9 protein-coding genes are annotated in these 13369 nt (G+C 49.2%); all 9 read right to left on the bottom strand.

All coding sequences use genetic code 11. The features are described from left to right. Positions 1 to 127 precede the first annotated feature (127 nt). Positions 128 to 1819, bottom strand: coding sequence for an alkaline phosphatase family protein (locus RF679_RS15380; protein ID WP_309481507.1), 1692 nt, complete (start codon positions 1817 to 1819; stop codon positions 128 to 130). A gap of 212 nt (positions 1820 to 2031) precedes the next feature. Further along, positions 2032 to 2403 (bottom strand): response regulator, encoded by a 372-nt coding sequence (locus RF679_RS15375; protein ID WP_309481506.1) that lies wholly within the window; start codon positions 2401 to 2403, stop codon positions 2032 to 2034. A 20-nt stretch (positions 2404 to 2423) separates the two neighbouring features. After that, positions 2424 to 4589: an ATP-binding response regulator gene (locus RF679_RS15370; protein ID WP_309481505.1), complete on the bottom strand. Its 2166-nt coding sequence runs from the start codon at positions 4587 to 4589 to the stop codon at positions 2424 to 2426. Between the two features lie 200 nt (positions 4590 to 4789). Then, positions 4790 to 5563 carry an enoyl-CoA hydratase gene (locus RF679_RS15365; protein WP_309481504.1) on the bottom strand — a complete coding sequence of 258 codons (774 nt, stop codon included), beginning with the start codon at positions 5561 to 5563 and terminating at the stop codon, positions 4790 to 4792. A gap of 87 nt (positions 5564 to 5650) precedes the next feature. After that, entirely contained in the window at positions 5651 to 6532 is an 882-nt protein-coding gene (locus RF679_RS15360) for an alpha/beta hydrolase family protein (RefSeq protein WP_309481503.1), read from the bottom strand. Between the two features lie 294 nt (positions 6533 to 6826). Beyond that, entirely contained in the window at positions 6827 to 8023 is a 1197-nt protein-coding gene (locus tag RF679_RS15355) for an acetyl-CoA C-acyltransferase (protein ID WP_309481502.1), read from the bottom strand. Between the two features lie 18 nt (positions 8024 to 8041). Next, on the bottom strand, positions 8042 to 10441 hold the full coding sequence (locus tag RF679_RS15350; RefSeq protein WP_309481501.1) for a 3-hydroxyacyl-CoA dehydrogenase/enoyl-CoA hydratase family protein: 2400 nt from the start codon (positions 10439 to 10441) through the stop codon (positions 8042 to 8044). A 247-nt stretch (positions 10442 to 10688) separates the two neighbouring features. After that, complete coding sequence (locus RF679_RS15345; RefSeq protein WP_309481500.1) at positions 10689 to 12479, bottom strand: acyl-CoA dehydrogenase C-terminal domain-containing protein; 1791 nt, start codon at positions 12477 to 12479, stop codon at positions 10689 to 10691. A 97-nt stretch (positions 12480 to 12576) separates the two neighbouring features. Further along, positions 12577 to 13200 (bottom strand): TetR/AcrR family transcriptional regulator, encoded by a 624-nt coding sequence (locus RF679_RS15340; protein ID WP_309481499.1) that lies wholly within the window; start codon positions 13198 to 13200, stop codon positions 12577 to 12579. Positions 13201 to 13369: the final 169 nt, after the last annotated feature.

Below are 13369 nucleotides of genomic sequence, written 5' to 3'. Positions count from 1 at the left end.
TTCGAGCGAAGAGATAGAAAAGAATTCCGAAAAAGAGATCGAACAGAGACGTAAAAAAGCCGGAGGTGATTGTGTTCACTTCCGGCTTTTTTGGGGGCGCTTGGTTTTGCCTATTGCAACTTCCGTCTTACTTTAAAGCTTCTACAAGTACTCGACCTTCAGTTCCCGCTGGTGAACGTACTCGCAATAGGTGCGCCAAGGTTGGTGCAATATCGACTACCTCAGCATAGTGTCCGTAGTTGCCCGGTTTGATCCATGGTTTTCCCATGATCATGAGCGGCACATTGGTGTCGTAGCGATACGGTGAACCATGTGAAGTACCATGATCGTCGCTACCGAAATACCAATACGGTTTCAACACGATCATCACATCACCAGAGACCTGACGGTTCCAGCCACGTTGCATCAGCTTCGCAATGCGGTTATTCGGGACATTGCCACTTTCAAGTTGAGTACGGGTATAGGCATCAGCGATACCGGGATATTTCAATACAAATTGGGCCACTGCATTTTCGAGATCTTCACGCTTTAAGCCTTTGGTTTCTAACTTGGCATAATCGAGCAGAACGGTCGGTGCAGATAACTTTTTGACGAGTTTGTCGATGCCAAATTTGTTTTGCAGATGGAGATTGAGGGCATTGACCAATTCTTTTCCATCAATTCGGGCGGCATCAAGTTGATGATCACGTGCGAACTCTGGGGTGTTAGGAAAACCATGGTCCGCAGTGAGCAAGACTAAGCTATTGTCGAGGCCGACTTTCTTATCGAGATAGTCAAAGAACTTCGCCAGCATACGATCAAGTCGTTGGAGATGATCATGTGACATGCGACTTTCTGGTCCCCAGCGATGATTGACGTAATCATGGCTAGACAGGCTGACACCGAGAATATCGGGAACGCCTGCAGGATTCGCACCGAGTTTTTCACCATCGACGGCAGCTTTCGCAAATTCCAAGGTCATTTCATCGACGAATGGACCTGTGAACAGACTTTCGTAGTATTCGGGATCGGGTTTGCCGGAAGAGCTGGCATAGATCATCGGCAAGCGATCGTTGGCCTTCGGTGCGCCCGGGATAATTACGCTGTCATTGGCATCGTTGGCGTAGGCTTTTTCATCAAGTAGCAAGTTCCACCGCTGACCATAATATTTGTCTTGTGGTTTGCCAGCGACGTACTGTTCACGCCATGCTGGATAAGATTGCATGTAGTAGGTGCTGCTGGCGAAGTTGCCTGATTTCTTCATCATCATGTAGGCAGTGCCAGTTTTGCCCGCTAATAAAATCGCACCGCGGTCTTTACCAGAAACGGTGATGACTTTTGATTGTTTTCCGGTAGCGTAGCGAAGTTCATCACCAACCGTATTCACCTTGAGATTGGCAGGCGAAGTACCGTCACCGGCTTTCGTATCTTCGCCGAGATAGGTGTAACGACTATCTTCAGTACAGTAGACGTTTGCTAGTGTCGTTGGATCAATCCAGTTATTGCCGATAATGCCGTGTTGGTAAGGATAGGCACCAGTGAGTACCGCCGAATGTCCCACCGCAGTGAGGGTCACTCCATGCGCTTGATGAGCATCGCTATACCATGCACCTTGAGTAAGTAGACGCTTAAAGCCACCTTCACCAAATTGGTCGCGGTAACGCTGAATTTGTTCTTGCGGCAGGCCATCGACAACGAGCACCACTACAAGTTTGGGTTTTGTCGGTGGTATTTCTTTGACCGTGGTAGCGGCATGCGCATAAGGCTGAATGAGGGCCGCACAGATGGCTGCACTGATGCTGGCACCGAGAAGGCGCCGTTTGAAAGAAACTGGGCTCATAACTTTGTAGATTGTAGGAAATGAAGTTAGCACTCTAGCATAGCGACTTAGTCTATGGCGATGCCGGATTTACAAGAGCACGACATGGATTCAATCAGGGGAATCGAGGGCGAAATAGATCTCCGAAAGTGATCTCAGAATTTCAACCCTGAATTTTAATTCTGATAGTATGCAGATGATTTATGACAAGTTGATGGCAGCTTACTTTCTTCTTACTGACCCAGATTCGCTTGAATCGCCGCAACCATTTCGGCCACGCTGGCACGTTTCGAAATTCCTGGGCGACCGCCGACAACACCGTCCAGTGCGGCAACTTCGCTGGGTGAAACCATTGAGGTTAAATAGACGAAAGGAATCTTAGCGGTACGTGGATCGTCTGCAAGTTTGGCTAATACCGAACCACCATCCATTTCGGGCATATCGATATCGCACAGGATGAGGTCTGGCAATTCAGCTTGCGCGATTTGTGCCGCAACTTGCGATTCACTGCAAAGTATCAATTGATACTGTTGACCGAGCATGCGCTGGAGATAATTTAAGACCATTTCATCATCGTCGATAGCGAGAATGCGTTGGGTGGACATGGCTATGCCTTTCTTCGTGATTAAGCGCCTGATATGGCCGGACGCGATGGTGCACCTTCAGGTTTTGTGTCTTCGATGATTGCAACCTCACTTAGATGTCGCATGAGTTCATCTATTTGATTTTGCTTGCGATCATGGGCGAGGTCTTGGGTTTCAATCAGTTTACAGTGTTGAGCGGCCCAATTGAAGCCATACATGGCGAAACTTCCTGACAATTTGTGAGAAATGCGACGTTGGTTCGCATGGTCATGCATTTCCATCGCCTTTTCGAGATCATTGATCAGCGTGATACGAGAAGTGAGAAAAGCCTCAAGATCGGGCAAGAGCTCGACCGGCATTCGTACCTCGTCCCATTGCTGTGATGGTGGCGAGGGTGGGGGCAATTTCTCAATCAATGCCAGCAAGTCGGAGGCACTCGCGGGCTTACTCAAGCAATAATCAAAGCCCATTTTTAAAAAGCGTTCATGGCTGTGAATACCATCATCAGAGGAAAAGGCAACGATCAAGCTCGGTGTTTGGTTTCTGATTTTTTGCATGCTTCGGATCGCTTGCAAGGCATCGATGCCATTCATGATAGGCATTTCGATATCCATTAAAATCAAATCAGGACGTCGCTCTAGACAGGCTTGCCATCCGTATTTTCCATTCAGTGCCGTGCTGAGACTAATGCCAAAACGCTGCAATTGGTGTGCGACTACTTTGGTGTTATACAGGTCATCATCGACCATCAATATGTGGAGTTTGTCCTTACTCAGTTCTGATGTTTCGATCGATGTTTGCAAAGGTGTAGCGATGGGAAGTGGTGAGTTGACACTGTCCGCCGAACCCGCGTACACGGGAAGGCTTAGGCACAGAGTTGTGCCTTCTTGTTCGGAAGTGTGCATCGTGAGGTCACCTTTTTGCACTTGCGCCAGCAATCGAGACGAGTAGGTGCCGAGACCGCTGCCACCTTCTTTACCGAGCGTTGCATATTTGTCGAAGAAACAGTGACGTAATTCTTCAGGTACTGCTGTGTCATTATGGATCTTCAACGTGATCAGCTGCGCATATTCGATGTCGATAGCGACAGTTGATCGCTCGCTGGCAGCCTCAATGGCATTCTTGATTAAGTTGGCAATGCAGGAATAACATAGCGCTGCTTCGGCAAAAGCCAACCTTACTGCCCCATGTTCAGAGACCTTAATTTGTAAATGTTTGGCGAGCGCGTGTACGTGCAAGTCATCGAGTACAGTGTTCAACACGGCTTTGAGGTCAGTTGGTTCGGGATGTAGCGGATATTGCCCTTTCTCCATCCGATATAGATCGAGCGAGAGGTTGACCATGTTCAGAGCGCGTCGTGCTGAGCCTTCAATCATTTGCAGTAACTCTTCTTGATTACCAGTGTTTCCGCGCAATAGGGCTGGGGCTGCGGCGATACTGGCCAACGGTGTCTTGAGATCATGGCGAGCGATGCGCTCGGCATCTTCGCGGGCCAGAATAGCTTGCTTGAGGTCGGCATTTTTTTGGTCAAGTTCAATCGCGCGTGCCGCCAATTCGCCACGTAAGCGTTCCGAGCACATCATTAAGAAGGCTGTGGTACCGATTACTGGTAACACTGCAGTACTCATTGGTGTGAGAATATTGATGAAATGTTCGTTGGAAACGATGGTCTGTACATCGCGTAGATAGAGGGCGAAGTAGATCGCACGCCCCGTCATGAAACACATCAAAATGAGGAAGATGCCTGCCAGACAAACACGGCCAATTTCGTGTTTGAATTGTCGATGTTTAAGTAAACTATAACTAGATCCTGCGATCATCGTATTCCAAACGACCGTAGTGATACAAACACGCACCCACAGCAAGGGCGTTACCAGAGTGAACCAAGTCAAAGCGACAGCGCCGACAAGAGTGGGAAGGAAAATCCACGCAGTATCGGGAAGGTGATCGAAGCGACGTACGGAGCGCCAATACAAGGCGAAACCCATGAACACGAAGGTATTCCCAACTGGGAGTAACAGCCACGCTGAATCCGGGGTTTGAACGGCGAGCAACAAAACACCCCCTGCAGCGATCAAGGTGCCAATCCGCCAATCGACCGCAGAAGGACGAATTTGACGCGAAAGACCGCGATGCATGAGACCGAGAACTCCGCCATTTAACAAAGCGAAAGCGGTGGTGAGAATGAAGGCAGTGCGTGGATCCATAACTGGCGAATATCTGTCGAAGGTCAATTCAGTGAAGATCGATGAAATCGCCCTTGCTGTCAAGCTGGATGCTGGCCTTACGGAGAAGCTGAGGTCTTGATACTACTGTTGACGAAGGTGTTCGTGTCAAACACAGTGCGAAAAGAAAAGCAATGGGAAGTGGCGACTCCGGTAGAGTCACCACAGCATGTGAACTGAGCTTAGTTGAACTGTTTGAAATCTGGCTTACGCTTTTGGAAGAATGCCATCATCGCTTCGCGTGCTTCGGGTTGCGATAACATCGCGCCAAAGTGAGCGTTCTCTTCATTCATCTTGTCACGAATTGCTTGCGGTTGATTTGCTTTCATCAAAGACTTGGTGAGGCGTATCGATTTCGCTGGCAAAGCGGCGATTTTAGCCGCTTGTTTTTCAGCGTAAGGCAGCAATTCTTCGAGTGGCAAGACTTTATTGACCAAGCCCATTTCATGCGCTTCTTGCGCGCTGAAAGCTTCGCCTAACAAGAGTTTTTCGGCAGCGCGTTGGTAACCTGCGATTTGTGGCAAGACCATGCTGGAGGCGAATTCTGGACACAGACCGAGCTGAGTGAAGGGCATAGAGAATTTTGCATTGTCGGCGGCATACACCAAATCGCAATGCATCAATAAGGTGGTACCGATACCAACTGCATTGCCAGACACCGCAGCGATCACTGGTTTTTGCGCATCGTTCAAGGCGTGCATAAATTGATAGACCGGTGGCATATCAGATGAGGCTAAGCTCGCCGCATTTTTCATGAAGTCTTCGAGATCATTCCCTGCCGTGAAGATTTCTGGTTTGCCAGTAATGACGACTACGCTGACGTTTTTGTCGTCGTTCGAGGCGTTCAGTGCATCTGCCATGGCTTGATACATGCCGAAGGTGATTGCATTTTTCTTTTCTGGGCGATTGAAGTTAATGGTCAAAATGCCGTCATTAATCTGGGTCAGAATTTCCATGATGTCTCTATTCTCGTTCGGTTTTTAGTGGGTTGTGGTGTGCTGTTGATGGTTGGTAAGGGTTGTTAATGCTTGTTCTTTTTGCTTTTATACTTTAATACTTTGCTGGCCCAGCCATTGTAAAGCCTGCTGCCATAAACTGTTTTGAAATTCCCGTCTAAAAAAGCCGAAGTGACCGATGCGTTTAGCCTGGACATCACTGGGCTTAATGTAATGCCGCTCGATGGGTGCTCGATTGAAATAGTCATGCAGGCCGTCGATATTTTTCCTGCCCATCATCTCGTCATCGGTGAAGCTGAGGCTCAGGATCGGCGCAGTGAATTGTTGATGATAGGTGCGCATGGCCCTTCCATCTTCATCGACGAAATAGCGCGGATCTTTGCACCAGCGCGACCATTGGTAAATCACGCCTTTAGGAAGATTGCCCACTTTGCGCAATTTCTTGCCCGGAAAATAGCCACAGATGCTGGTGTAAAGCGGCACTAAAACATACCACAGCAACCACACCATCCGTTTGGTCGGCGGCGCATTGTGGCGCCAGTAGCCAGTGCCAGAACCAATCGTCAGCAGACCATCGATTAAATGATTATCGGGCAGCAAACCAGCAAGTTGACCGCCGAGCGAATGGCCGATCACCAATAAAGGGAGTTCAGGATGCCAAGCCTTCGCCGCATGCAAGGCTGAGTTATAGTCGAGTTCCGCCCAATCGCTAATATCCGCTTTAAAGCCGCGCAAGGACTCGCTAAAACGCGCATCCAAAGACTCGCCCATGCCACGATAGTCGAAGCTCAACACGGCAAATCCATGCTCGCACAAGAATTCCGCAAAAGGCGCATAAAACTGCTGCTTCACTCCCATTGCCGCAGGAATCAACACCACCGCACGCGCCGCACGCTCAGGCGAATACTTGCGCCCCACCAGCTCGGTACCATCTTTCGCAATCAAGGTCGTCGTTTCAATCGTGCTCATTCAGACTCCGTAAAAAAACCGCACAGTTTTGGATGTGCGGTTTAGTTTCGTGCAAGGGCTTCGATAGTAAAACCATCTTTCTTACAAGCTCGTAGGGCGGGGCAACCCCCGCTATCAAAGTCATCCAAATTTCCGGCGGCGCGGGTTTCACCAGCCCTACAAAATTTAGCTCGCCCGATAAACTCGTAACAACCGGCTAAATTTAATTATAGGGATGCCGCAGTAGGCGCGAAGCACAGCAATATTGAAATATTGCGAGCATTCGCAACAACCTGCGGCGCCCTAGAATTGGATTTAGAGGCGTTCGAAGATGCCTGCTGCACCCATACCCGTCCCCACACACATCGTCACCATACCGTACTTCAAATTATTACGATGCAAAGCATGGATCGTCGTTGCAGAACGAATCGCACCAGTTGCGCCCAATGGGTGACCCAAGGCGATCGCACCGCCCATAGGATTCACTTTCGCTGGATCGAGACCGAGGTCTTGAACCACTGCCAAAGATTGTGCAGCAAACGCTTCGTTCAATTCGAACCAGTCGATTTGGTCTTGTGTGATGCCCGCTGCTTTACATGCTGCAGGGATCGCTTCTTTCGGACCAATACCCATGATTTCTGGTGGAACGCCGCGTACAGCGAAGGACGCAAAGCGTGCCAATGGTGTCAGGTTGAATTGCTTCAAGATCTTTTCGCTCACCAAAATCAAAGCACCTGCGCCATCAGAAGTTTGTGAGCTGTTACCTGCTGTCACAGAACCTTTGGCAGCAAAAACGGCTTTCAGTTTCGCCAAACCTTCCAAAGAAGTATCTGGACGTGCACCTTCGTCGCGGTTCACGGTACGTGTTTTGAGTTCGATTTCACCAGTTGCCAAATTCGGTACGCGATCGATGATTTCGAATGGCGTGGTCTCGGCATCAAAATGGCCAGCCGCTTGCGCAGCCAATGCACGTTGATGGGATTGCAAAGCGAAGGCATCTTGCGCTTCACGGCTGATTTTCCATTGCGCCGCGACTTTCTCTGCCGTCAAACCCATGCCGTAAGCGATACCGGCATTTTCATCTTTGAGAATCGCCATGTTCATCGATGGGTTGTTGCCCATCATCGGCACCATGGACATCGATTCCACACCCGCCGCGATCATGACATCGGCTTGGCCAACGCGAATGCGATCCGCTGCCATCGCCACTGCCGTGATACCGGAAGCGCAGTAACGGTTAATCGTTACACCACCGATGGTGTTTGGCAAACCTGCCAACAGCACGCTCATACGTGCCAAGTTCAAACCTTGTGCGCCTTCTGGGAAGGAGCAGCCAACAATCGCGTCTTCGATCAATTTTGGATCGAGATTTGGCACCTGTGCCAAAGCAGATTTCAATACACCAACCAGCAAGTCATCTGGACGAGTATTGCGGAAAAAGCCGCGTCCGGATTTACCAATAGGAGAACGAGTTGCCGCAACGATGTATGCGTCTTGTAATTGAGTAGTCATTGTCGATTCCTCGATGAATTAGTTACGTACTGGTTTGCCAGTTTGCATCATGCCCATGATGCGCTCTTGTGTTTTTGGATGGTTCAACAATTCCATAAACGCTTTGCGTTCCATGTCGAGCAACCATTGTTCGCTGACCATGCTGCCATTGTCGATATCGCCACCGCAAACGACTTCCGCAATCATCTTGCCGAGTTTGAAGTCATGTGCAGAGATGAAGCCACCATCACGCATATTGATCAATTGCGCGCCGATTGTTGCGATACCGTGACGGCCTGTCACAGGCACCAACTTGCGCATCGGCGCACGATAGCCTGCGTCGAACATGGCACGTGCTTCGACTTTTGCGACGTGCAGCAATTCGAAGGCATTGAAAACGATAACGTCGTCTTGACCGAGGTAGCCCATTTTCTGTGCTTCCAAAGCAGACTTCGATACATTCGCTGTCGCTGCATTCATGAAGTAGCCCTTCAAGAATTGCAAGATGTCAGTACCTTTCGCATCTTTGGCTGCACGTACAGCAGCTTCTTTCAAGCCACCGCCGCCTGGAACCAAGCCCACGCCAACTTCTACCAAGCCGATGTACGATTCGAGCGCTACAACGCGTTTTGCTGCGTGCATCATCAACTCGCAACCACCACCGAGTGCCAAGCCAGCGACCGCCGCCACCACAGGAATATTGGCGTATTTCAATGCTTGGTGTGCGTTTTGCAGTTGTGATACGGCTGGTTCGATCGCTTTCACGCCGCCAGACATAAACAATGGCAACATCGCTTGCAAATCTGCACCAGCAGAGAAAGCACCGCCTTCCGCTGCGTCGGCATGCCAGATGACCAAGCCTTTGAAGTTCTTCTCAGCTTCCGCAATCGCCTTTTCCATACCAGCGACCACGCCTGGGCCAATCACATGCATCTTGGTCTTGAAGGACAAGATCAAGACATCATCGTTCTGATGCCAGATACGGACAGAATCATCTTCGAAGAAGGTAACGCCAGCGGTTGCGCCTGTTTCTGCACCAGCGCCCAAGACAGGAGCGCGGAATGCTTGACGATCGTAGACTGCCAAGTTCGAACGTGGAACGAAGGTACTGCGGCTGATAGACCAAGAACCTTCTGATGTATGCACGCCGCCTTTGTCTGCCACTGGGCCTTCAAATACCCACGCTGGCAATGGTGTTGCGCACAGAGCTTTACCTGCATCGATATCTTCCTTGACCCAAGTTGCTACTTGCTGCCAACCAGAAGCTTGCCATGTTTCGAATGGACCGACATTCCAGCCAAAGCCCCAACGCATGGCGAAGTCGATATCGCGTGCATTGTCCGCAATCGTTGCACCGTGAATCGCGATGTAGTGGAATGCGTCACGGAAGATGGACCACAAGAATTGCGCTTGTTTATTGGTCGACTCACGCAAAGATTTCATCTTCTTGACAGGATCTTTTTCCTTCAAGATGCGACCGACCAAGTCATCTGCCTTGGTGCCGCCTGGAACGTATTCACCGCTGGCGAAATCTAAACGCAGAATATCTTTGCCGACTTTCTTGTAGAAGCCAGCCCCCGATTTTTGACCCAAGGTACCAGCAGCGACCAATTTCGCCAAAACTTCTGGTGTTTTGTAGACGGCGAAGAAAGGATCATCTTGCAAGTTGTCTTGCATGGTTTTGATCACGTGCGCCATGGTGTCGAGACCAACTACGTCTGCTGTACGGAAAGTTCCAGACGACGCACGGCCCAATTTCTTACCAGTCAAATCATCGACGACGTCAACGCTCAAGCCAAATTGTTCTGCTTGATAAATCGTGGCCAGCATACCGAAGATACCAACGCGATTGGCGATGAAGTTCGGTGTGTCTTTCGCGTGAACCACGCCTTTACCCAAAGTCGTGGTCAAGAAACCTTCGAGTTGGTCGAGGATGTCAGAACGTGTTGCTGCAGTTGGGATCAATTCAACCAAGTGCATATAGCGAGGTGGATTGAAGAAATGCACCCCGCAGAAACGTGCTTTCAATTCTGCATCGAAGCCTTCAGACAAAGCTGTGATCGACAAGCCGGAAGTGTTAGAAGCGAAGATCGCGTTTGGTGCAATGTGTGGTGCAACCTTTTTGTACAGATCATGTTTCCAATCCATACGTTCTGCAATCGCTTCGATGATTAAATCGCAGCCAGCTAAAACGTCGAGATTGTCTTCGTAGTTCGCGACTTCGATCAAGGCTGCATCGTCTTTGTCGCCGAGTGGCGCTGGGTTGAGCTTTTTCAGGTTCTCAATCGCTTTGAGAACGATACCGTTTTTCGGACCTTCTTTAGCTGGCAGGTCGAACAAAACGACAGGAACTTTGGCATTGACACAGTGCGCAGCAATTTGCGCTCCCATCACACCAGCGCCGAGGACGGCGACTTTCTTGACGATGAAATTAGGCATTGGATAACCTTTACATGAAATTCAAACTTGGTTGGGGGTAGTTCAATACGATTGATCTACATTTCTTATTCCCCCTCTCCCGCGTGCGGGAGAGGGGTTAGGGGTGAGGGTGGTTTAGCAATTCAAAAGCAATTTCTGTGTTGCCGCACTTCGAGCTATTTGAATTTTCGAGGGAACTAAATTTTGTTCTATCTCAAGCATCCTCACCCCCCTCTCCCGCATGCGGGAGAGGGGGCTTAAAAACTAATTAAAATAGATCAGCTTCGAGCGACAACAAATTCGCTGCGCCAGAACGAGCTTGGCGGATGCACATTGCTGTTTCTGGGTACAAGCGAGCGAAGTAGAAACGGATGGTTGCCAATTTCGCTTTGTAGAAGGTGTCGTCTGAATCTTGTTTTGCCAAAGCGATCTTCGCCATTTGTGCGAAGAAGTAGCTGTAGACCAAGTGACCAACGACGCGCAAGTAAGGAACCGCAGCGGCGCCCACTTCATCAGGATTTTGGAAGGCTTTCATGCCGATTTCCATCGTCAATTTAGTGACTTTATCGCCCAATTCAGCCAATGGTGTGATGAATTCAGACATCGCTTCATCGGTGCCGTGTTCTTCAACAAACGCTTGTACTTTGGCGCCGAATTTACGTAACTTTGCACCGTTGTCTTGCAAAATCTTACGGCCCAACAGATCCAAAGATTGAACTGTGTTGGTACCTTCGTAGATTAAGTTAATACGGGCGTCGCGCACATATTGTTCCATGCCCCATTCAGCGATGTAGCCGTGGCCACCGTAGACTTGCAAGCACTCAGAAGTCGCTGTCCATGCGTTATCCGTGATGAAGGCTTTGATCACTGGTGTCAATAAAGCGACTTCGTCAGCGCAATCCTTACGGACTTGTTCGTCTGGGTGATTCAATTCTTTGTCGAGTTGCAAAGCAACGTAAGAGCAGAATGCACGACCACCTTCAGCCCATGCTTTTGCAGTCAACAACATACGACGCACGTCTGGGTGAACGATGATAGGATCGGCTGGCTTATCAGGTGCTTTTGGACCAGACAGACTGCGCATTTGAATCCGGTCTTTAGCGTAGATCAAGGCATTTTGGTAAGCGACTTCAGTCAAGCCCAAACCTTGCATACCCACGCCCAAACGCGCTGCATTCATGAACACGAACATCGCGTTCAAACCTTTGTGTGGTTGACCGATCAAAGTACCGACCGCGCCATCCAAATTCATTTGGCAAGTGGAGTTGCCGTGAATACCCATTTTTTCTTCAATCGCGCCGCAGAAGATAGGGTTACGTGCACCTAAGCTGCCGTCAGCATTGACCAAGAACTTTGGTACGAGGAACAAAGAAATACCTTTGGAACCTTCAGGTGCGTCTGGCAAGCGTGCTAGTACCAAGTGAATGATGTTTTCCGCGCAGTCGTGTTCACCGGCAGAGATGAAAATCTTCGCGCCAGTGATTTTGTAAGTGCCATCGCCTTGTGGTTCCGCTTTGGAACGCAGCATACCAAGGTCGGTACCGCAGTGTGGCTCAGTCAAGCACATGGTGCCTGTCCATTCGCCAGAAGTCAGCTTAGGCAAGAACTGCGCTTTCTGTTCTGGAGTACCATGCTCATGCAAACATTCGTAGGCACCATGCGACAGACCTGGGTACATGGTCCATGCTTGGTTGGCCGAGTTCATCATTTCGTACAAGGAGTTGTTCATCACCAGTGGCAAGCCTTGGCCGCCGTATTCTGGATCGCAGGAGAGCGCAGGCCAACCGGCTTCAACGTATTGTTTGTAGGCTTCTTTAAAGCCTTTTGGAGTGGTGACTGTATGCGTGGCTTTATCGTGATGGCAGCCTTCGCGATCACCAGAGTGATTCAATGGGAAAATCACTTCGGAGCAGAACTTACCGGCTTCTTCCAAGACTTGGTTGATGATGTCAGCATCGATTTCTTGGTACGACGGTAATTGCTTGAGTTCGCTTTCAACTGACAACAATTCATGCATCACGAACTGCATGTCACGCAAGGGAGCGATGTATTGACCCATAATAAATCTCCTGAAACAAATTGAACTATTAAGAAACGAATTAGATTTGGTGTTGCTGTGCAGTTCTAGCGTGACCACACTTTATTGACGAACTTATTTATGCGTTACTTGGCTTAGGAGCATAGGATTCAATGACACGTTCGAATCCTCGTAAGGCGCGCTCCACACTGCCTGACTTCTTTAAGAACCTAGCATCGTGATGCAATGCCAAGATCAAACCATACATCTCATACACGACTTGTTCAGGATCGATATCCTGACGCAAATGTCCTAATTCGATCGCTTGCACCGTGGCACGACGTAGCGCACCTTGCCAAGCATCGACCATGGCGACTAACTCGTCACGAATCACACCTTGTCGATCATCATATTCAGTCGCACCACTGATGTAGATGCAGCCTGAAGCAATTTCTTTAGTCACACGTTCAATCCACAAGGCAAACATAGAACGTAAGCGAGGCAGACCACGTGCTTCTTTCATACTTGGGTAGAAGATTTCTTGTTCGAAGTTATGGTGATACAAGCGCAAAACTTCAATCTGTAAATCTTCACGTGAACCGAAATGTGCGAACACACCCGATTTACTCATATTCATTTTTTCAGCCAACACACCGATGGTTAAGCCTTCCAAGCCATGACGGCTGGCGTTATCAAGCGCTGTCTCCAAAATGGCTGCGCGGGTCATTTCCCCTTTACGCAAAAACTTTGATGTGATGGTCATGGTGTCGCTGCAATTGGTCCGGTTTTATTTACGTGTTTTATTTATTTTTTTGCGCAAGTTTGATGCGGCTTTTGGTCTCATAAACATGCGAAAAAGAAATTAAACGAACGACCGTACTATTCAACAGCCGACACCAAAAGTCAACCGGAAAACCCCCTTTAGAATGGAT

This window comes from Undibacterium cyanobacteriorum (assembly GCF_031326225.1).
GTDB lineage: Bacteria > Pseudomonadota > Gammaproteobacteria > Burkholderiales > Burkholderiaceae_D > Undibacterium > Undibacterium cyanobacteriorum.
Note: the sequence above shows the minus strand (reverse complement) of the source record. Positions and strands in the feature narration are given on the sequence as shown.

Coding starts and splice junctions, on each gene's coding strand:
- RF679_RS15380 (WP_309481507.1), bottom strand. CDS start 1,819: ATGAGCCCAGTTTCTTTCAAACGGCGCCTTCTCGGTGCCAGCATCAGT.
- RF679_RS15375 (WP_309481506.1), bottom strand. CDS start 2,403: ATGTCCACCCAACGCATTCTCGCTATCGACGATGATGAAATGGTCTTA.
- RF679_RS15370 (WP_309481505.1), bottom strand. CDS start 4,589: ATGGATCCACGCACTGCCTTCATTCTCACCACCGCTTTCGCTTTGTTA.
- RF679_RS15365 (WP_309481504.1), bottom strand. CDS start 5,563: ATGGAAATTCTGACCCAGATTAATGACGGCATTTTGACCATTAACTTC.
- RF679_RS15360 (WP_309481503.1), bottom strand. CDS start 6,532: ATGAGCACGATTGAAACGACGACCTTGATTGCGAAAGATGGTACCGAG.
- RF679_RS15355 (WP_309481502.1), bottom strand. CDS start 8,023: ATGACTACTCAATTACAAGACGCATACATCGTTGCGGCAACTCGTTCT.
- RF679_RS15350 (WP_309481501.1), bottom strand. CDS start 10,441: ATGCCTAATTTCATCGTCAAGAAAGTCGCCGTCCTCGGCGCTGGTGTG.
- RF679_RS15345 (WP_309481500.1), bottom strand. CDS start 12,479: ATGGGTCAATACATCGCTCCCTTGCGTGACATGCAGTTCGTGATGCAT.
- RF679_RS15340 (WP_309481499.1), bottom strand. CDS start 13,200: ATGACCATCACATCAAAGTTTTTGCGTAAAGGGGAAATGACCCGCGCA.